Annotated in this window: 18 protein-coding genes and 1 pseudogene; 9 read left to right on the top strand and 10 right to left on the bottom strand. The window is 72.4% G+C overall.

The annotated features are described in order from the left end of the window. The first annotated feature begins 388 nt into the window (after positions 1-388). Positions 389-1,858: a sensor histidine kinase gene (locus tag WDV06_RS07105; RefSeq protein WP_395508784.1), complete on the top strand. Its 1,470-nt coding sequence runs from the start codon at positions 389-391 to the stop codon at positions 1,856-1,858. 148 nt (positions 1,859-2,006) lie between these two features. On the opposite strand, the gene WDV06_RS07100 is transcribed toward WDV06_RS07105, so the two are convergent. Together WDV06_RS07100 and WDV06_RS07095 are read right to left on the bottom strand one after the other, a co-directional pair. After that, positions 2,007-2,264 carry a WhiB family transcriptional regulator gene (locus WDV06_RS07100; RefSeq protein WP_003953983.1) on the bottom strand — a complete coding sequence of 86 codons (258 nt, stop codon included), beginning with the start codon at positions 2,262-2,264 and terminating at the stop codon, positions 2,007-2,009. Between the two features lie 992 nt (positions 2,265-3,256). Then, positions 3,257-3,550: pseudogene (locus WDV06_RS07095) on the bottom strand (acylglycerol kinase family protein); the annotation flags it as partial. Positions 3,551-3,635: 85 nt separating this feature from the next. On the opposite strand from WDV06_RS07095, the gene WDV06_RS07090 reads away from it, so the two are divergent. Next, the gene (locus tag WDV06_RS07090; protein WP_395508783.1) at positions 3,636-4,118 is read left to right on the top strand and encodes a hypothetical protein; all 483 of its coding nucleotides are present in this window, start codon (positions 3,636-3,638) and stop codon (positions 4,116-4,118) included. A gap of 39 nt (positions 4,119-4,157) precedes the next feature. Here WDV06_RS07090 and WDV06_RS07085 read toward each other — a convergent pair whose 3' ends face one another. From WDV06_RS07085 to WDV06_RS07075, 3 genes are all read right to left on the bottom strand, one after another. Then, entirely contained in the window at positions 4,158-5,144 is a 987-nt protein-coding gene (locus tag WDV06_RS07085) for an RNA polymerase sigma factor SigF (protein WP_395508831.1), read from the bottom strand. Between the two features lie 11 nt (positions 5,145-5,155). Continuing rightward, positions 5,156-5,569, bottom strand: a complete 414-nt coding sequence (locus WDV06_RS07080; RefSeq protein WP_362064397.1) for an ATP-binding protein — start codon at positions 5,567-5,569, stop codon at positions 5,156-5,158. A 224-nt stretch (positions 5,570-5,793) separates the two neighbouring features. Next, positions 5,794-6,054, bottom strand: coding sequence for a UBP-type zinc finger domain-containing protein (locus WDV06_RS07075; RefSeq protein WP_395508782.1), 261 nt, complete (start codon positions 6,052-6,054; stop codon positions 5,794-5,796). Between the two features lie 65 nt (positions 6,055-6,119). Here WDV06_RS07075 and WDV06_RS07070 point away from each other — a divergent pair, with 65 nt between their 5' ends. Then, positions 6,120-7,703 (top strand): Na+/H+ antiporter, encoded by a 1,584-nt coding sequence (locus WDV06_RS07070; protein ID WP_395508781.1) that lies wholly within the window; start codon positions 6,120-6,122, stop codon positions 7,701-7,703. A gap of 47 nt (positions 7,704-7,750) precedes the next feature. On the opposite strand, the gene WDV06_RS07065 is transcribed toward WDV06_RS07070, so the two are convergent. The 4 genes from WDV06_RS07065 to WDV06_RS07050 form a co-directional block, all read right to left on the bottom strand. Then, positions 7,751-8,644: a 1-aminocyclopropane-1-carboxylate deaminase/D-cysteine desulfhydrase gene (locus WDV06_RS07065; protein WP_395508780.1), complete on the bottom strand. Its 894-nt coding sequence runs from the start codon at positions 8,642-8,644 to the stop codon at positions 7,751-7,753. A gap of 27 nt (positions 8,645-8,671) precedes the next feature. After that, positions 8,672-9,262, bottom strand: a complete 591-nt coding sequence (locus tag WDV06_RS07060) for an N-acetylmuramoyl-L-alanine amidase (RefSeq protein WP_395508779.1) — start codon at positions 9,260-9,262, stop codon at positions 8,672-8,674. Between the two features lie 91 nt (positions 9,263-9,353). Further along, the gene (locus WDV06_RS07055; protein ID WP_395508778.1) at positions 9,354-10,544 is read right to left on the bottom strand and encodes a globin domain-containing protein; all 1,191 of its coding nucleotides are present in this window, start codon (positions 10,542-10,544) and stop codon (positions 9,354-9,356) included. Between the two features lie 99 nt (positions 10,545-10,643). Further along, complete coding sequence (locus tag WDV06_RS07050; RefSeq protein WP_395508777.1) at positions 10,644-11,105, bottom strand: RrF2 family transcriptional regulator; 462 nt, start codon at positions 11,103-11,105, stop codon at positions 10,644-10,646. 187 nt (positions 11,106-11,292) lie between these two features. Between WDV06_RS07050 and WDV06_RS07045 the strand changes: the two genes are divergently transcribed. From WDV06_RS07045 to WDV06_RS07030, 4 genes are all read left to right on the top strand, one after another. After that, entirely contained in the window at positions 11,293-12,699 is a 1,407-nt protein-coding gene (locus WDV06_RS07045) for a family 2B encapsulin nanocompartment shell protein (RefSeq protein WP_395508776.1), read from the top strand. Further along, complete coding sequence (locus tag WDV06_RS07040; protein ID WP_395508775.1) at positions 12,699-13,748, top strand: family 2 encapsulin nanocompartment cargo protein polyprenyl transferase; 1,050 nt, start codon at positions 12,699-12,701, stop codon at positions 13,746-13,748. The genes WDV06_RS07045 and WDV06_RS07040 overlap by 1 nt, the downstream gene beginning before the upstream one ends. A gap of 120 nt (positions 13,749-13,868) precedes the next feature. Then, positions 13,869-14,477: a GNAT family N-acetyltransferase gene (locus tag WDV06_RS07035; RefSeq protein ID WP_395508774.1), complete on the top strand. Its 609-nt coding sequence runs from the start codon at positions 13,869-13,871 to the stop codon at positions 14,475-14,477. A gap of 72 nt (positions 14,478-14,549) precedes the next feature. Next, positions 14,550-15,134, top strand: a complete 585-nt coding sequence (locus WDV06_RS07030) for a dihydrofolate reductase family protein (protein ID WP_395508773.1) — start codon at positions 14,550-14,552, stop codon at positions 15,132-15,134. Positions 15,135-15,405: 271 nt separating this feature from the next. Here the strand turns inward: WDV06_RS07030 and snpA are convergent, their stop codons facing one another. Next, positions 15,406-16,071 (bottom strand): snapalysin, encoded by a 666-nt coding sequence (snpA, locus tag WDV06_RS07025; RefSeq protein ID WP_395508772.1) that lies wholly within the window; start codon positions 16,069-16,071, stop codon positions 15,406-15,408. A gap of 224 nt (positions 16,072-16,295) precedes the next feature. Between snpA and WDV06_RS07020 the strand changes: the two genes are divergently transcribed. Both WDV06_RS07020 and WDV06_RS07015 read left to right on the top strand, forming a co-directional pair. Then, positions 16,296-17,228 (top strand): LysR family transcriptional regulator, encoded by a 933-nt coding sequence (locus WDV06_RS07020; protein WP_395508771.1) that lies wholly within the window; start codon positions 16,296-16,298, stop codon positions 17,226-17,228. 292 nt (positions 17,229-17,520) lie between these two features. Further along, positions 17,521-18,444 carry a DUF4097 family beta strand repeat-containing protein gene (locus WDV06_RS07015; protein WP_395508770.1) on the top strand — a complete coding sequence of 308 codons (924 nt, stop codon included), beginning with the start codon at positions 17,521-17,523 and terminating at the stop codon, positions 18,442-18,444.

The following is an 18,444-nucleotide window of genomic DNA, read 5'->3' as shown; positions in this document are numbered from 1 at the left end:
GCCCCCGGGTGACGGCTGCGGGGGAATTCCGCGCCCGCGCCGCATTTCCTCTGGGCCACGGTGCAGGACGGGACCCTCAACCCGTCCGGCACCGTAGCCCGGAGTACTCACGGCCGTCAGGTGTGCGGTTCCCGGCGGCCGGTCGGAGGCGCCTCGCGCGGTCAGGGCAGAACGCGCGGCCACCTCGCTCCGTCCTCCTGTGCGGGGAGGACGGAAGCATGAGGCAATTGTGGACTAGACCAATCTGTCCTGTCCATCCAAAGCGGGGGCCTACTGGCCCGTCACTTCCTCCAACAGTACGCGGAGTGGGCCCTTCCTGGATACTCCCGAGTACATGTGGTGGGGAAAGTCATCCTCGTACCCGGGGTACGCTCGCAAGGTGCCCTCCATGAACGATCTCGTACGCCAGCACACCGCTCTCGGTGAAACCGACCTGGAGTGGCTCCACCTGCTGGTCTCGGAATGGCAGCTGCTCTCCGACCTCTCCTTCGCCGACCTCGTTCTGTGGGTTCCCACCCTCGACGGCAGCCGCTACGTCTCCGTCGCACAGATGCGGCCGAACACCGGGCCCACCTCCTACCAGGACGACATGGTCGGCCACCTCGTGCCGCGCGGCCGGCGCCCGCTGCTCGACGCCGCCCTCGACGAGGGCAGGATCGTCCGCGAGGGCGACCCGGAATGGCGCGAGGAGGTGCCGGTCCGCGTCGAGTCGATCCCCGTCCGCCGCGAGGGCCGGGTCCTGGGCGTGATCGCGCGCAACACCAACCTGCTCACCGTGCGTACACCGAGCCGGCTGGAGCTCACCTACCTCCAGTCCGCCTCCGACCTCGCGCAGATGATCGCCGCGGGCTCCTTCCCGTTCCCCGGCCAGCAGGTGGACATGGACGCCTCCCCGCGGGTCGGCGACGGCCTGATGCGGCTCGACGCCGACGGCGTGGTGACGTACGCGTCCCCCAACGCGCTCTCCGCCTACCACCGGCTCGGCCTCGCCGCCGACCTGGTCGGCCAGCACCTCGGCACCACCACCGCCGAACTCGCCCCCTCCCGGGGCCCGGTGGACGAGGCGCTCGTCAAGCTCGCCAGCGGCTGGGCCCCGCGCGAGACCGAGGTCGAGGGCAACGGCGGGGTCATCCAGCTCCGCGCGATCCCGCTGAAGCCGAAGGGGACCCGGATCGGCTCGCTGGTCCTGTGCCGCGACGTCACCGAACTGCGCCGTCGCGAACGGGAACTGATCACCAAGGACGCGACCATCCGGGAGATCCACCACCGGGTGAAGAACAACCTCCAGACGGTGGCCGCGCTCCTGCGCCTCCAGGCCCGCCGGATGGATTCGGAGAGCGGGCGCGAGGCGCTCAACGAGGCGGTGCGGCGCGTCGGTTCGATCGCGATCGTGCACGAGACCCTCTCCCAGAACCTGGACGAGCGGGTCGAGTTCGACGAGATCGCCGACCGCGTGATCGCGATGGTCGCCGAGATCTCGCCGGGCAAGGTGCGGTGCCGGCGCGTCGGACGGTTCGGGATCCTGGACGCGGAGGTGGCCACCCCGCTGTCGATGGTGCTGACCGAGATCCTCCAGAACGCCCTGGAGCACGCCTTCACCCAGGGCGAGGGCGGCACCGTGGAGGTGACCGCCGCCCGCAGCGGATCGGGGCGCAGCGACGGCCGCCTGCTGATCACGGTCCTCGACGACGGCAGCGGCCTGCCCGAGGGCTTCGACCCGCAGAAGGCCGGCAACCTCGGGCTGCAGATCGTCCGGACCCTGGTCGAGGGGGAGCTCGGCGGCACCTTCGACATGGTCCGCGCCGAACCGCAGGGCACCAAGGTCGTCCTGGACGTCCCGGTCAGCTCGCAGAAGTAGGCCTACCCGCCCCTCACTCAGGGTGACGGACGGGTGCGGGGAAAGCACTGAGCCCCGGACCGAAGGGTGATCGGTCCGGGGCTCAAGAGCACGTTGCTGAGCGCTATACGGGTACTACGCGCTGCGCGTCGAGGCTCGAAAGTCGATATCAGGCGCTGGCGTTGCGCGCCCGGTTGCGAGCGGCGCGGCGCTTCATGGCGCGGCGCTCGTCCTCGCTCAGACCGCCCCAGACACCGGAGTCCTGGCCGGACTCAAGCGCCCACTGCAGGCACTGCTCCATGACGGGGCAACGGCGGCAGACGGCCTTGGCTTCCTCGATCTGCAGCAGCGCAGGACCGGTGTTGCCGATGGGGAAGAAGAGCTCGGGGTCTTCCTCGCGGCAAACGGCGTTGTGACGCCAGTCCATGGCTGCTCCATCTCCTTGTATTGCGGGCAGGTTGCTTGTGAATGTGAACGCTTTCACGAATCCCCCCGTGAGGGAAGGGCCGACGCCCAGTCGCCTGGTGCGGTCCGAAGATTCGTGGTGGGGTTCTGGCGCTCTGTGTGGGTGCCGGGTTCTGCGGGCTGTCCCGATCGCCATGTAGAGATTCGCAAACCTCGGACGGGGATACAACCCCTTCCGGAAAGTTTTTTTGGATTCGTCGGTGTCGACTAGGTCACAGCCCTAGTTCCTGGGGGTGGACCGGCGTGTAAACGTTCGACTGAAAGGACTTTGGGCTCTTCTACTCACACAATCACACGCAGTGCACGGCGAACGCCTGTGAACCGAACGCTGGTGCGCACTCCGAGATGATCGCCGTCCATCTGGAAAGGGAGCGGAACCTTCGAATGCAAGGTGAAGTCGGTCAGATCGTGCAGAGACACCGCATGCTTGCCGTGCGGACCGCGCTCAGGAGTCGAGGTCAGGAGCTGTGTCGCGTACCGCGCGACCGCCGGAGTTGACAAACGGTCCAGCGCCAATACGTCAAGCGCGGTATCGAACGACGCCTCCGGAGAGGCGTACAGGGGGCGATTTCCCAGGTACGTCCACGGAGAGGTGTTGCAGACTATCGACAGCACCAGATCCGTCACCGGATCCGCGCCCGGCTGCTCCAGTGTGATCGTCCCGTGCCGGCGGTTGGGCTCTTCCCAGAACTGCCGCATCAGCTGTCGTACATACAGGGCGTGCGTCGAACGCTTGCCCCGCTCCCGCTGCTGCTCGACCCGCCCCACCACGCCCGCGTCGAAACCGAAGCCCGCGCAGAACGTGAACCAGCGCGAGGGGACCCCCTCGTCCTCCGTCCCGGGCACCCCCGCGGCCAGGCCCAGGCCCACCGTCCGCTCGCGCCGCTCCCGCAGCGCGTCCAGCAGGGCACCGGTCGCCTCGACCGAATCGTTCGGCAGCCCCAGCGCCCGGGCGAACACGTTGGTGGAACCGCCCGGCACCACCGCCAGCCGCGGCAGCCGCTCCGGATCCGGCCCGTCGTGCAGGAGCCCGTTGACCACCTCGTTGACGGTGCCGTCACCGCCCAGCGCCACCACGAGGTCCAGCCCCTCGTGCGCGGCCCGGCGCCCCAGGTCCCGGGCGTGACCCCGGTACTCCGTGGTCACCGCCTCCAGCTTCATCTCGCTGGCCAGGGCGTGGGTCAGGACGTCGCGCGTGCGCGCACTGGTGGTCGTCGCTGCTGGGTTGGCCACGAGAAGTGCACGCATGGTCGCCAGACTACCCACCCCCGCGCACCCGCCCCCTACCGACCGTCCCCGTCCGGTCCGGGGCCCGCGCGGCTACCCTGCTGGGGTGAGCAAGAAGCCGAGCCCCCGCACCCCCGCCGCCTCCACCACCGGTCCCGAGCCCACCGCCGGCTCCGCCGCCGCGGAGCCGAAGGCGCTGCCCGGCCGGCTGACCGCGGCCGCCGCGCTGACCGCGCTGGAGGGCCTCGCCCTCGCCGGGCTCGGCGTCTACATGCTGTTCGTCGGCATCGCCGGCCACCCCGACTCGCCGCAGCAGGCGGAGACCGGCGGAGTGACCCTCCTCGCCCTCGCCGCACTCCCGCTGATCGCGGCGCGCGGGCTGCGCCTCGGCCGCCGCTGGAGCCGGGGCCCCGCGCTGATCACCCAGCTGATGGCCCTCCCCGTCGCGTGGACCCTGTGGACCACCGGCGGGGCGATGACCGTCGCCGCCGCGGCCCTGGCCCTGGCGGCGGTGGCCGTCGCGGCGCTCCTGGTCAACCCGACCGCGACCGAGGCGCTGGGCATCGGACCCGCGGACCAGGCCCGATAACCCTCCGCCCCTTCTCCGGCACGCCTCCGCCGCCCGCGCTCACTCCTCCACGAGGAGCTTGTCGCGCAGCTGCGCCAGCGTGCGCGCCAGCAGCCGGGAGACGTGCATCTGCGAGATGCCCACCTCCTGGGCGATCTGCGACTGCGTCATGTTCCCGAAGAAACGCAGCAGCAGGATCCGCTTCTCCCGTGGCGGCAGCCCCTCCAGCAGCGGCTTCAGCGACTCGCGGTACTCGACGCCCTCCAGCGCCTCGTCCTCCGAGCCCAGGGTGTCCGCCACCGCCGGCGACTCGTCGTCGGTGTCCGGCACGTCCAGGGACAGGGTGCTGTAGGCGTTGGCCGATTCCAGCCCCTCCAGCACCTCCTCCTCGGAGATCCCCAGCCGCTCGGCCAGCTCGTGCACCGTCGGGGAGCGGCCGTGCTGCTGGGACAGCTCCGCCGTGGCCGTGGTCAGTGAGAGCCGCAGCTCCTGAAGGCGCCGGGGCACCCGCACCGCCCAGCCCTTGTCGCGGAAGTGCCGCTTGATCTCCCCGACCACGGTGGGAGTGGCGTACGTCGAGAACTCCACCCCCCGGTCCGGATCGAACCGGTCCACCGACTTGATCAGGCCGATCGTCGCCACCTGCGTCAGGTCGTCCAGCGGCTCGCCGCGGTTGCGGAACCGCCGCGCCAGGTGCTCGACCAGCGGCAGGTGCATCCGCACCAGCCGGTTGCGCAGCTCCGCCCGCTCCGGCGACCCCTCCGGCAGCTCGCGCAGCTCGAAGAAGAGGGCCCGCGCGCCACTGCGGTCCCGCGGATCCGGCAGGGCCGCGTGCGCCTCGTCCGGCGGCTCCGGGGCCGGGGCGTGCGGTGGCTGTGGTTGGTCGTGCTGGTTGTCGCTCATAGGGCCCGCCCGTCGCTCCGCCGAGTCCAAAAAGCCGTCTTCCGCATCCGCGTCAGCCGGGTGCGGCCGGGCGTGGTGCTGCTCCGGGATGCCGCCGTCGACCTCGTGCCGTACTCGGGGCCGATCCCCGCCCCGCACCGGGATCTCCCCGCCGCTCACGCCGGGCCTGGTCCCGCGCCGCGCTGTTTGTAGAGGCTGATGCTCACCGTCCGGTTGTCCTCGACCGTCGCCTCGACCTTGCCGGCCAGCGCCGACAGCACGGTCCACGCGAACGTGTCCCGCTCCGGCGCGCGCCCGTCGGTGGTGGGCGCGGAGACGGTCACTTCCAGCGAATCGTCGATCAACCGGAAGACGCAGCTGAGGACGGAGCCCGGCACGGCCTGCTGGAGCAGGATCGCGCAGGCCTCGTCCACCGCGATGCGGAGGTCCTCGATCTCGTCGAGGGTGAAGTCCAACCGTGCCGCGAGACCGGCCGTGGCCGTTCGCAGCACCGACAGGTAGGCACCCGCAGCCGGCAGCCGGACTTCCACGAAGTCCTGGGTCGCGGGCTCGCCTGCGATCTGGGACACCCTCACCTCCAAGGTGGTACGAGCTCTGTTCGCCGGTGACGCTATCGCGATCCGGGCGATCGTGTCGCGGCACCCCTCATGACGCCTCATGGCGCCCGCCGTGGAGCGGCCGGGCCGACCCCACCTCCGTGCAGTGACTGATGGTAAATCCATGAGTACGCACAGTGGCTAGGGGTCTGCGGGCCCAATTCGGGGGAACCGGCGGAGGGTTGAACTACCCCGCTTCAGACGATCGAACCGTCGACGAAGCACCAGCGCCAGGTCTCGCCCGGTTCGAAGCTGCGCATCACCGGATGCCCCGTCTCCTGGTGGTGCGCCGTGGCGTGCCGGTGGGGAGAGCTGTCACAACAGCCCACGTACCCGCACCCGAGGCACATCCGCAGCTGCACCGGGTGGCTTCCCAGGACCTGACATTCGGGGCAGGTCAGCGCATGCGGGACGGGCTCGGGGCGCGGCAGTTCGGCAAGGTGGGTGCACTCGCTCATGATGGCCAGGTTACGGCCAGGGCCGGGGGGCGGCACCGGCGACGACGGATGGGGATGGATCTTCGATGGAGGTATTGCCGCTGGTGTCGCTGGTGGCGGTGAGCGCCGCCGTGGCGGGGGCGGCCCGGCGCACCCCCGTGCCGGCGCCGCTGCTGCTGGTGGCCGTGGGACTCGTCGCGGCGTACGTGCCGGGGGTGCCGTCGTACGCCCTCGACCCGCACATCGTGCTGCCCCTGCTGCTCCCGCCGCTGCTGCACACGGCCGCCGTGGACAGCTCGTACCTGGACCTGCGGGCCAACATCCGCCCCATCGCGCTGCTGTCGGTGGGGTACGTGCTGTTCGCGACGCTCGCGGTGGGCTGGGTGACGTACCTGGTCGTACCCGGGGTCGCGCTGCCGGTGGCGCTGGTGCTGGGCGCCGTCGTGGCCCCGCCGGACGCGGTCGCGGCGACCGCCATCGCCCGGCGGCTGGGGCTGCCCAGCCGGGTGACGACCATCCTGCAGGGCGAGTCCCTGGTGAACGACGCCACCGCCATCACCGCCTACAAGGTGGCCCTCGCCGCCGCCGTCGGCGCCAGTGCGGGCTGGGCGGGCGGGGTCACCGAGTTCCTGCTGGCCTCGGTGGGCGGGGTGGGGGTGGGTCTGCTGCTGATGGTCCCGATCCACCAGCTGCGCAAGCGGCTGCGGGAGCCCCTGCTCCAGAACACGCTGTCCCTGCTGATCCCCTTCGTGGCGTACGCGGCGGCCGAGCGCGTGCACGCGTCGGGCGTCCTGGCGGTGGTCGTGGTCGCGCTCTACCTGGGGCACCGGAACTGGCAGGTGGACTTCGCGACCCGGCTCCAGGAGGAGGCGGTGTGGAAGGTCGTCGCGTTCGTCCTGGAGTCGGTGGCCTTCGCCCTGATCGGCCTCCAGCTGCCGGTGGTCCTGAAGGGGCTGAGCGAGTACGAGGGCCTCGCGGCCGCCTGGTACGCGGTCGCGGTGTTCCTCGCGGTGGTCGTGGCGCGCTTCATGTGGGTCTTCCCGGCGACCTTCGTGCCGAGGTGGGTCTCGGAGCGGATCCGCGCGCGGGAGCCGGACACCGACTGGAAGTCCCCGGTGATCGTGGGATGGGCCGGTATGCGGGGGGTGGTCTCGCTGGCCATCGCCTTCTCCGTGCCGATGAGCGTGCCGCACCGGAACCTGATCCTGTTCCTCACCTTCACCACGGTGATCGGAACGCTGGTGGTGCAGGGCCTGACCCTCCCGCCGCTCATCCGGGCCCTGCGGCTGCCGCCGCGCGACGCCCGGGCGGAGACCCTCGCGGAGGCCCAGGCCCAGAGCGAGGCCTCGCGCGCGGCGGAGGAGCGCCTGGCGGAACTCCTGGAGGACCCGGCCAACAGCACCCTCCCGCCACCCCTGGCGGACCGGCTGCGCACGGTCATGGAACGCCGGCGCAACGCGGTCTGGGAGCGGCTGGGGGAGGTCAACCCGGTGACGGGCGAGTCGGCGGACGACATCTACCGGCGGCTGGCGGGGGAGATGATCGAAGCGGAACGCGAGGTCTTCGTGTCCCTCCGCGACCGCCGCCGCATCGACGACGAGATGCTGCGGGTCCTGCTGCGCAGGCTCGACCTGGAGGAGGCGGCGGCGTACCGGGAGGAGGCGCCGTGAGGCCGCCCCCGCCGCGAGCCGGGTGCCGGCCCCCCGGACGGCACCTCCTACGGCGCCCCCGTCACCACCGCCGCCACCGTCGTGCCCCGGGGGAAGGCGCCCGCCCGCGTCAGGCCGGTCAGGGCCCAGAGGAGCTTCGCCACGTAGATGCGCTCCACCGGGAGGCCGTGGCGGGACTCGAAGTCCGCCGCGAAGGCGTCCAGCGGCGCAGGGACGCGGGCGTAGCCCCCGTGGTCGTACCCCTCGGCCAGGGTCCAGGTTCCGGCCGGACCGCCGAAGGCCTGTGCCTGGAGGGAACGTATCTCCGCCCCGAGGAAGCCTCCGGCCAGGACCGGGACGCCCAGGGCCCGCTGGGCCGGCGACAGGCCCGCCGCCAGACCGGCCAGGGTGCCGCCCGTGCCGCAGGCCACCGCAGCCACGTCGCAGACGTCCCGCAGCTCCCGGCCCAGTTCCGCGCAGCCCGTGAGGGCGGCGGCGTTGCTTCCGCCCTCCGGGACCACGTACGCGTCCGGGGCCCCGGCGGCGGCCAGCAGGCGCGCCAGGACCTCCGGCTCCGTCTTGCGCCGGTACTCCGAGCGGGTCACGAAGTGCAGCCGCATCCCGTCCGCCGCGCAGCGGGCCAGGGAGTCGTTGAGGGGGCGCGCCGCGAGCTCGTCGCCCCGGACGACGCCGACCGTCTCCAGGCCGAGCAGCCGCCCGGCGGCCGCCGTGGCCCGGAGGTGGTTGGAGTAGGCGCCGCCGAAGGTGACGAGCCGGTCGTGGCCCGCCTCCAGGGCCGCCCGGAGGTTGGGCGCGAGCTTGCGCCACTTGTTGCCGGGCAGCTCCGGGTGGACGAGGTCGTCCCGCTTGAGGAGGAGCCGTACCCCGTGCGCGGCGAAGCGTTCGTCGGCCGCCTCGACGAGGGGGGACGGCGGGCGGGGGCGCAGCTCGGGGTGGGTCACCAGGCCATTGTCACGTCCCGCGGCCGGTCACTTCAGGCGGTCGGCGATCCGGTCGCGGAGCCGGTCCATGATGAAGCCCCTGGGGTCGATCTTGCCCGGCTGCCATTCGAGGTGGCCGATGACCGAGCGGGCGCCCCAGCCGTGGACGCGGCAGAGGGCCGCCGCCGCGCGGGTCATGGCGTCGAGCTGCGCGGGTGGCCAGGGGTCCTGGCCGTCGCCGAGGTTCTCGCACTCGAAGCCGTAGAAGTGGCGGTTGCCGTCGGTGTCCGCGCGGTGGGCCGGGGGGAGGCGGCGTTCCGCGATGACGGCCGCCAGGACGTCGGAGTCGCCGGCCCCGGCGTGGTTGGCGCGGCCGTAGCCGACGAGGTGGACGCGGCCGTCCTTGGTGATGACCCCGTGGCAGAGCGGGCCGGGCAGGTCGCTGTCGCCGTCGCGGCAGAGCTCGACGGTGTAGGCGGCGCCGTGGGTGACGGTGTGGTGGATCATCACTCCGTGCACGGGCCCCCAGGGGCCCCTGTGGTTGCGGTTGTGCGTGCGCCAGTGGCCGACCTCGACGACGGTCAGGCCTTCGGCGCGCAGGGCGTTGATGAAGCGGTCCGCGGACATGGGTGCGGACATGGCCGCCTCCCTTACGGTACGTGCTCGGTTCGTTACGTACCGGTGTAGTGGAGGCAGCCCTTCCGCGACTAGGGCGTATTTCGGCCACTCGTCACGCCGTGGCGAGCCACAGGTCGGGGCCGAAGACCTCGTAGTGGATGTCGGCCGCCGGCACCCCCTTGGCGATCAGCTGCGCGCGCACCTCCCGCATGAACGGGAGCGGGCCGCAGAGGTAGGCCTGCGTCCCGGGGGCGACGGAGGTGCCGGTGAGGTCGACGAGGCCGGTCTCGTCGCCCGCCTCGGCGCCGGACTCGTACCAGAAGCGGGCGGAGGCGTCGGGGAGCTTGAGCGTCAGGGCGCGGTGGTCGGCGCGCAGGGCGTGGTCGGCCGGGGAGCGGTCGGCGTGCACGACGGTGACGGGCGCCCGGTGCCCGGTTTCGGCCAGGTGCTCCAGCATCGAGAGCATCGGGGTGCAGCCGATGCCGGCGGAGGCGAGCAGGACCGGTGCGGCGGAGTCCCGCAGGACCAGGTCGCCGTACGGGGCCGAGACGTGCAGGGTGTCGCCGGTGCGGACGTGCGCGTGGAGGTGGGCGGAGACCTCGCCGTCGGGGCCGCCGGTGCCGTGGACCCGCTTGACGGTGATGGCGCGGACGGGGGAGCCGGGGGAGTGGATGAGGCTGTACTGGCGGATCTGGCGGGCCCCGTCGGGGAGTTCCGTCCGGACGGAGACGTACTGGCCGGGCTTGAAGGCGGGGACCGGGGCGCCGTCGGCGGGGACGAGGTGGAAGGTGGTGCAGTCCGCGGTCTCCTCGATCCGTGCGGCCACGGTCCACTCGCGCCAGACGTCGCCGGCCAGGATCCGGTGTTCGGCGTAGAGGCGCTCCTCGATGGTGATGAGGGCGTTGGCCATCAGCCAGTAGACCTCGTCCCAGGCCTCGGCGACCTCGGGGGTGACGGCTTCGCCGAGGATCTCGGCGATGGCCTCGAAGAGGTGGCGGTGGACGACGGCGTACTGATCGCGGGTGACGCCGAGGGAGGCGTGCTTGTGGGCGATGCGGCCGAGCATGACGTCCGGGCGGGTGCCCGGCTGCTCCAGCAGGTGGGCGGCGAAGGCCGCGATCGAGCCGGCGAGGGCCTGCTTCTGGAGACCGGCGTTCTGGTTGCCGCGGTTGAAGAGGTCGCGCAGGAGTGCCGGGTGGGCCGCGAACAGCTTCTCGTAGAACAGCTCCGTGATGTCGCCGATGGCCGCCCCGACGGCGGGCAGGGTGGCGCGTACGGTCGCGGCCGACTTCTCGGACAGCATGGGGGCTCCTCGCGGGTTAATTTGCATGTGGGGTTCGTATTTAAAAGTGCGGCGGAGTCCTCCGCGGGCGCGGAGGCCGGTGGTGGTGGGGGGCGCCGCCTAGTCGGCCGGCGGACCGGCCGGCCCGCGGGCGGTCCCCGAGAGGCCGAGCAGGAGGGGGCCCGTGGGGGGCGCCACCAACTGGTCCACCGTGAGCGGGTCCAGTGCGGCGAAGAAGGCCTCCTGGGCCCGTCGCAGCGCGCCGCGCAGGACGCAGGCGCCGCGCAGCGGGCAGGGGGTGGCGCCGTCGCAGTCCACGACGTCGCCCTCGCCCTCCAGTTCCCGCACCACGCCGCCCACCGAGGCGGCGCGTCCGGCCGCGGTGAGCGTCAGCCCGCCGCCGCGGCCGCGCCGCGCCTCGACCAGGCCCAGGTGCTGGAGCCGGGCGACCACCTTGGCGGTGTGGGTGTACGGAACCTCCATCGTGGCCGCCACCTCGCGGGTGGTGGGGAGTTCCGCGTCCTCGACCGCCAGGCGCATCAGCACGCGCAGCGCCAGGTCGGTGAATCGGGTGAGCCGCATGGCGGCAGCGTAGAAAAACTGGCATCGAAGATGCAAATTACGAGGCGGCCGGGCCGGTGAACCGCCAACCCCGGTAGTTGCCCAGCGGGGCGGAGAGTAGTCCCACCCTTTTGTGTAATGGTCCGACCGCATGGCGTGCTGAAAGGCTTCTCTACCGCACACCATGGAGTGATCGAAAGGCGAAGACATGTCGGTCCAGGCGGGCTCCGAATCCGAAGCCCAGACACCGCAGCGCAGTCTCGGCACCGCGGCCGCGCGGAACTTGGCCAGTACGACCAAGTCCGCCCCGCAGATGCAGGAGATCACCTCGCGGTGGCTGCTGAAGATGCTCCCGTGGGTCTCCGTCCAGGGCGGCACCTACCGCCTCAACCGCCGCCTCAGCTACTCCGTCGGCAACGGCATCGTCGAGTTCGTCAAGACGGGCAGCCAGGTCCAGGTCATCCCCGCCGAACTCGGCGAACTGCCCCTGCTGCGCGACTACGCCGACGAGGAAGCCCTCACCGAACTCGCCGCGCGCTGCCGCCAGCTCGACTTCGAGGCCGGCCAGGAGCTCACCTCCTTCGGCAGCCCCTCCGACCAGGTCTTCCTCCTCGCCCACGGCCGCATCGACCAGATCGGGCCGGGTCCCTACGGGGAGGACGCCGTCCTGCGCACCGTCGCCGACGGCGCCTACTTCGGCGAGGACGCCCTCACCGACGACGAGGCCATCTGGGAGTACACGGCCCGCGCCGCCACCCCCGGCACCGCGCTCGTCCTGACCCGCCGGGACTTCCAGCTCCTCGCCGACCGCGTCCCCTCGCTGCGCGCGCACCTGGACGGTGTGCGCGCACGGCCCGAGCGGCACGCCAACCCGTACGGCGAGGCCGCCATCGACCTCTCGGCCGGCCACCACGGCGAGGCCGTCCTCCCCGGGACCTTCGTCGACTACGAGGCCCGCCCCCGCGAGTACGAGCTCTCCATTGCACAAACGGTCCTGCGCGTCCACACCCGCGTCGCCGACCTCTACAACCACCCGATGAACCAGACCGAGCAGCAGCTGCGGCTCACGGTCGAGGCGCTGCGGGAGCGCCAGGAGCACGAGATGCTCAACAACCCCGACTTCGGCCTGCTCCACAACGCCGACTACGACCAGCGCATCCAGCCCCACGACGGCGCGCCCACCCCCGACGACTTCGACGCCCTGCTCAGCATGCGCCGCGACTCCCGCCTCTTCCTCGCCCACCCCAAGGCCATCGCCGCCTTCGGCCGCGAGTGCAACAAGCGCGGCCTCTACCCCGAGACGGTCGACGTCGCCGGGACGCGGGTGCCGGCCTGGCGGGGCGTGCCCATCTTCCCGTCCGACAAGATCCCCGTCAGCGACGCCCGTACGACGTCCATCCTCTGCATGCGCACCGGCGAGGAGGACCAGGGCGTGATCGGGCTCCACCAGCCCGGCATCCCCGACGAGATCGAGCCGAGCCTGTCCGTGCGCTTCATGGGCATCAGCGAGCAGGCGATCATCTCCTACCTGGTCACCGCCTACTTCTCCGCCGCCGTGCTCGTCCCCGACGCGCTCGGCGTACTGGAGAACGTCGAGATCGGCCGCTGGCGCTGATGACCGCGAACGTCATCGCCCCGGGCGAGGGGCAGGAGGCGGCCGCCCTCCTGGACAGCACGAGGGAGACGGTCGACCCGGAGCTCCGCCGGGCCGTCGAAAGCCTGCCCGCCCTCACGCGGCGGGTGGCGATGTACCACTTCGGCTGGGCGGACGAGGCCGGCGGCCCGGCCTCCGTCAGCGCCGGGAAGGCCATCCGCCCGGCCCTCGTCCTCGCCTCCGTGCGGGCCCTCGGCGGCCCGCGGGGCGACGAGCGGGCTGCGGTGCGCGCGGCGGCAGCCGTGGAACTGGCGCACAACTTCACGCTGCTGCACGACGACGTCATCGACAACGACGTCCGCCGCCGCGGACGCCCCACGGCGTGGACGGTCTTCGGGATCCCCGACGCCCTCCTCGCGGGCGACGCCATGATGGCCCTCGCCCTTCGCCTGCTCGCCGAGGACCCGCACCCGGCCTCGGCGCCGGCCTCCGCCCGCCTCGCGGCGTGCATCGTCGAGCTGTGCGCCGGACAGCAGGCGGACTGCGCGTTCGAGCGGCGCGCGTCCGTCTCGCTGGAGGAGTGCCTGGCCATGGCCACGGCCAAGACCGGCGCCCTCCTCGGCTGCGCCTGCGCGGTCGGCGCCCTGTACGCGGGGGCCGGTCCGGAGGAGGTCGAGGCGATGGACGGCTTCGGGCGGGAGGCGGGCCTGGCCTTCCAGCTGATCGACGACCTGATCGGCATCTGGGGAGACCCCGGGCACACCGGCAAGCCCGCCGGGGCCGACCTGCTGGCCCGCAAGAAGTCCCTCCCGGTCGTGGCGGCCCTCAGCTCCGGAACCGAGGCCGGGGAGGAACTCGCCGCCCTGTACGCCGGTCCCATGACCGGGGACGACGACGTACGGCGGGCCGCCCGGGCCGTGGAGCGGGCCGGCGGCCGCGACTGGGCGCAGGCCCACGCCGGAGACCGGATGGGCCGCGCGGTGCAGGAGCTGTCCCGCGCGGTGCCGGACGTGGCCGCGGCGGGCGGGCTGCTGGCGCTCGCGGAGTTCGTGACGCGCCGCACCCGGTAGGGGGCGGACGGGGGGAGGCCGGTTCCGGTGCCGCGGGGTGCCGGAACCGGCCTTTTCGCATGCGGTCGCCAACTCTAGGATCACTCACGGTAGTTGACGCGTGAGTGAAGGGTGTGACCTGTGGTGCTGGAGATACGCCAAGCGGATCAGTCGGACCGGGACGCCGTCGCGCGCCTGCTGGACGAGGCCTTCCGCAGCGACCCGGTCAGCTCCTGGGTCTTCCCCGATCCCGCCCACCGCGCCGCGGTCCACGGCAGGTTCCTCGGGGTGTTCGTGGACGTCGCGCTGGCCGAGGGCCGGATCGACTACGCCGCGGACGGCTCGGCGGCCGCGCTGTGGCTGCGGATCCCGGCCGGCGAACCGGAGGGGGGGGACGAGGTCCCGGCGAGGATGCGCGCGGCGGCCGACCCCGGCAACGAGCGGTGCGAGCTGGTCGGGCGGCTGACGGGGGCTGTGCACCCCACCGCCGAGGAGCACGAGTACCTGCTGATGATCGCCGTCGCGCCGGGCCGGCAGGGCGAGGGACTCGGCACGGAGCTGATCCGGCCGGTCCTGGAACGCTGCGACCGGGAGGGGGTCCCGGCGTACCTGGAGGCGAGCAGCGAGCGGAGCGCGCGGCTCTACGAGCGGCTGGGCTGGGAGTTCACCGGCGAGGCGGTCCGGCTGCCGGAGGGGCCGCCGATGTGGCCCATGTGGCGCAAGCCGCGGGGTGACGGGGATCTTGTGTGACCACTTCAGGTGGAGTACTTTGTTTGCCGTGCCCCGGATGACCGCGGCGCTCCCGAACGGAAGAGACCCCGCTTGCGCAAGCTCACGTACTTCATCGCCACCACCGTCGACGGCTTCATCGGGGCCCCGGACGGAGATGCCGATTTCATGTACGCCTACGCCGACCAGGAGTTCCTCGGGCACCTGATCGCCGAGTACCCCGAGACGATCGCCTCCGCCGGCCGCGCCCACCTCGGCCTCACCGACGCGGCGCCCAGGCGCTTCGACGCGGTGATCATGGGCCGGCGCACCTACGAACCGGGCCTCAAGGCGGGTATGACCAGCCCCTACGGCCACTTCCGGGAGCAGTACGTCGTCTCCCGCTCCCTCACCGCGGCACCCGCCCCCGATGTGCGCCTGATCAGCGGGGACATCGCCGCCCATGTCCGCGAGCTCAAGGCGCGCGACGGGCTCGGCATCTGGCTCTGCGGCGGCGCCGACCTCGCGGCGCAGCTGGCGGACGAGATCGACGAGTACGTCGTCAAGACCTACCCGGTCGTGGTCGGCACCGGCATGCCGATGTCCCGCACGGGCTTCGGGGTGCGCGAGCTGGAGCTGACCGGCTGCACCGCCTTCGGCGGCGGGCAGGTCGTCACCTCGTACGGCGTCAAGCGCTGACCGCGCGGATGCGCGGAACCGGCCTACCGTGGAGGTATGGCCGGTGAACAGCAGCAACGCGCACACGCGACGGTCGCCCCGCAAGCCGGGCACGCCCAGCGGACGTGCCCGGCCTGCGGGAACCCCGTGGACACGGTGGTCCGGCGCCGCAAGTCCCTCGGGATCTTCGTACCGGAGTGGGGCCCGGGCCCCTGCCGGAACCCGGAATGCCCGCAGTACCGGCCCGCGGGGGGATGACCCCCCCGCGGCCGCCCGCGGTCGCCGGCGGGGCTCAGCCCTTGCTGTCGAGGCCCGAGGCGACCAGGCCGTTGGCCCACAGCTGGTTGACGCGCGAGCGCTCGGTGCTGTTCGGGTAGGCGTTGGTGCACGAGGTGCCCGGCCCGCCGCCCGACATCAGCTCGCTGCACGGACCCGAGTAGTGGTCCGGCAGGCCCAGCACGTGACCGGTCTCGTGGGCCGTCACGCGGGTGGAGTTGTACTGCTGGTTCTGCGCGTAGTCGAGGAAGATGTAGCCCCGGCCGTGCCCGTCGGTGCTCGCGTACGAGCCGCGCGAGTCGTTGCCCTCGTAGTAGGAGAAGTTCCCGCCCGAGGACACCTCCTGCAGCTTCACGTTGGAGACCGAGCCGTTCCAGATGCGGGTCGAGTTGGCTATCTGCGTACGGAAGCTGGGCGCGTTGCGGGTGTTGTAGGTGACCGTGACGGTGGCCGTGGCGCTCGGGTTCGCGGCACGCTGCTCGGCGACCGCGCGCTGCACGGCCTCGAAGAACGCCTTGTTCGCCGCCTGGTTCTCCGCCGAGCGCTCGTAGGCGGCGTAGCTCGCGGGGCTGCCGCCCGCCGGGGTCGCGGCCGTCGCGGTGGGGACGACGCCGCCGAGGGCGGCGGCGACGCCGAGGCCGACGGAGGCGACGGACAGCATGGTCCTGCGGGAGTGGCGCATGTGGGGGGCTCCTACTCATCAGGTGCAGTGGGGGGTGGATGGGTCATCCGGTACCGGAGTCTGCGGGAGCCGTAGGGGCCTGCGGATGATGTCAGAGCCCGATAACACCGCCCTATCGGGGGGTTTCGGAGAGATTTACCTTGGTCAACTAGCGTCAGAATGGCGGGATTCGGGGGGCTATCGGCGGCTGGTGCGCCGCCCCGGGCCCCGCCTACCCTCGGGTCATGGAGCTTGAGGTGAGGCACCTGCGCGCACTGTGCGCCATCGCCGACGCCGGAAGCCTGCACAAGGCCGCCCGGCAGCTCGGCGTGAGCCAGCCCTCCCTCACCACGCAGCTGCGCCGGATCGAACGCGCCCTGGAGGGGGAGCTGTTCCTCCGGGAGCGGACCGGCTGCCGGCCGACTCCCTTCGGGCGCACGGTACTCGGCCGGGCGCGGCCGCTCCTCGCCGAGATGGCCGCCCTGGTCGCCGAGGCGCGGGCCGCCGCGCACGGGCCCCGGCTGAGGATCGGCTCGACCGCGAGCCGGGCCCTGCCGGGCTGGTTGCGCCGGCTGCACCGGCGCGCGCCGGAGACGGAGACCACCCTGGTGGTGGACGTCTCGGCGAACGCCCTGCTGCGGATGACCGCCGCCGGGCAGCTGGACGTGGCGTTCGTGCACGAGGTGGAGGGGAGCCCCCTCCGGGTGCCGGACGGGCTGGAGCTGCGGGTGCTGATGGAGCGCGAGCCGCAGTTCGTGTCCATGTCCCTGGACCACCCCGCCGCGAGCTCGCCGGTGGTGGAGTTACAGGACCTGGCCGGGGACCGCTGGACGGTGGACCCCTCGGTCGACGGTGAATGGGACGGCCTGCGACGGGTGTTCGCCCGGGCCGGACTCACCCCGCAGGTCCTGCACGCCGATTACCACACGGCGACGTCCCTGATCGTCTCCGGCGAGGCGGTGGCCCCGTGCCAGCCGACGTCGGGCCCCAGGGACGACATGGCGATCCGCCCGCTGCTCGGCGACCCCCTGGCGGTGCGCCTGCTGCTGGCCACCCGCCCGGGCGAACACGCGGAGGCCTACGAGGACCTCCGCGCCGCCTATCGCGAGGCGGCCCTGGGCGCCCCGCCGTACCGCGCGTGGCTCTCGCGACAGGGGAGCTCCCTGCTGGTGGCCTAGGGCCTGTCGTCAAGCTCCCGTCGTCGCCCGGAGGGCGGCCGCGCGTGCCAGGCGTCGCGGGGCAGACGGGAGGTCGACGACAGGCCCCAGGGCCTGTTGCCCCCTGTGTGGCGGCCGGGTCCGCCACCTGCTTCGCCCCTCCGTGTGCCCGGCCCCGACGTGGGGCCGTCCGCTTCCGCGCGCCCCCCGGTGGGGCGGTGTCGTGCTTGACTTCGCCGTGCCGCGATATATCGTGTTCAGCAGGAGACGCGATATGTTGCGTCACCGTCAGTCCACGAGGAGGAGCAGCACCATGCCTGAGCAGATGACCTGGTCCGTCCCCGCCCCCCAGCGGCTCGCCTTCGAGCAGCCCGTCACGGAGCTCCGTGTCCGCGTGGTCGGCGGGACCGTCAACGTCGTCGCCGCCGAGGACGGGCCCGCACGGCTGGAGGTCACCGAGGTCGACGGGCCCCCGCTGCACGTGGTCCAGGAGGGCGGCACCCTCACGGTGTCCTACGAGGACCTTCCCTGGAACGGTTCCCAGGGGTTCAAGAAGTGGTTCGAGGGCAAGCCCTGGAAGGCCTGGTCCGGCTCCTCCCCGGACGGCCGCAAGGCCTGGGAGCGCAGTGTGACCGTCACGCTGACCGTGCCCGCCGCCACCGCCGTGCAGCTCGCCACCGTCAGCGCGACCGCGTTCGTCTCCGGCATCTCGGGTGCCACCGAGGTCAACGGGGTCTCGGGTGACGCCACCCTGGTGGGGCTCTCCGGGCGGGTCAAGGCGCACACCGTCTCCGGCAGCGTCGAGGTGCAGTCCGTCACCGGTGAACTCGGCTTCCACTCGGTCTCCGGCGGCCTGACCGTCGTCGACGGCGCGGGCGGCAGCGTACGGGCCGACTCCGTCAGCGGGGACATGCTCATCGACCTGGCCCTCGACGGGGCCGCGCCGAAGCCGGTGGACATCCTCCTCAACTCCGTTTCCGGACAGGTGGCGATCCGCCTCCCGCACCCCGCCGACGCGAAGGTCGAGGCCAATACCGCCACCGGCAGCGTCTCCAACGGCTTCGAGGACCTGCGCGTCACCGGGCAGCTGGGCGCCAAGCGGATCACCGGCACGCTCGGCAGGGGCTCCGGAACCCTGCGGGCCACCACCGTCTCCGGGTCCATCGCCGTACTGCGCCGCCCGCAGGCCGACGCCGAGGCCGCCGCCCCCCTCCAGCTCGACAAGAAGGTGCTCTGA

The sequence above is a fragment of the Streptomyces racemochromogenes genome (assembly GCF_044129415.1).
Classification (GTDB): Bacteria; Actinomycetota; Actinomycetes; order Streptomycetales; family Streptomycetaceae; genus Streptomyces; species Streptomyces racemochromogenes_A.
This window is presented reverse-complemented; position numbering and strand designations above follow the sequence as displayed.

Coding starts and splice junctions, on each gene's coding strand:
- WDV06_RS07105 (WP_395508784.1), top strand. CDS start 389: ATGAACGATCTCGTACGCCAGCACACCGCTCTCGGTGAAACCGACCTG.
- WDV06_RS07100 (WP_003953983.1), bottom strand. CDS start 2,264: ATGGACTGGCGTCACAACGCCGTTTGCCGCGAGGAAGACCCCGAGCTC.
- WDV06_RS07075 (WP_395508782.1), bottom strand. CDS start 6,054: ATGAGCGAGTGCACCCACCTTGCCGAACTGCCGCGCCCCGAGCCCGTC.
- WDV06_RS07070 (WP_395508781.1), top strand. CDS start 6,120: ATGGAGGTATTGCCGCTGGTGTCGCTGGTGGCGGTGAGCGCCGCCGTG.
- WDV06_RS07060 (WP_395508779.1), bottom strand. CDS start 9,262: ATGTCCGCACCCATGTCCGCGGACCGCTTCATCAACGCCCTGCGCGCC.
- WDV06_RS07055 (WP_395508778.1), bottom strand. CDS start 10,544: ATGCTGTCCGAGAAGTCGGCCGCGACCGTACGCGCCACCCTGCCCGCC.
- WDV06_RS07050 (WP_395508777.1), bottom strand. CDS start 11,105: ATGCGGCTCACCCGATTCACCGACCTGGCGCTGCGCGTGCTGATGCGC.
- WDV06_RS07045 (WP_395508776.1), top strand. CDS start 11,293: ATGTCGGTCCAGGCGGGCTCCGAATCCGAAGCCCAGACACCGCAGCGC.
- WDV06_RS07040 (WP_395508775.1), top strand. CDS start 12,699: ATGACCGCGAACGTCATCGCCCCGGGCGAGGGGCAGGAGGCGGCCGCC.
- snpA (WP_395508772.1), bottom strand. CDS start 16,071: ATGCGCCACTCCCGCAGGACCATGCTGTCCGTCGCCTCCGTCGGCCTC.
- WDV06_RS07020 (WP_395508771.1), top strand. CDS start 16,296: ATGGAGCTTGAGGTGAGGCACCTGCGCGCACTGTGCGCCATCGCCGAC.
- WDV06_RS07015 (WP_395508770.1), top strand. CDS start 17,521: ATGCCTGAGCAGATGACCTGGTCCGTCCCCGCCCCCCAGCGGCTCGCC.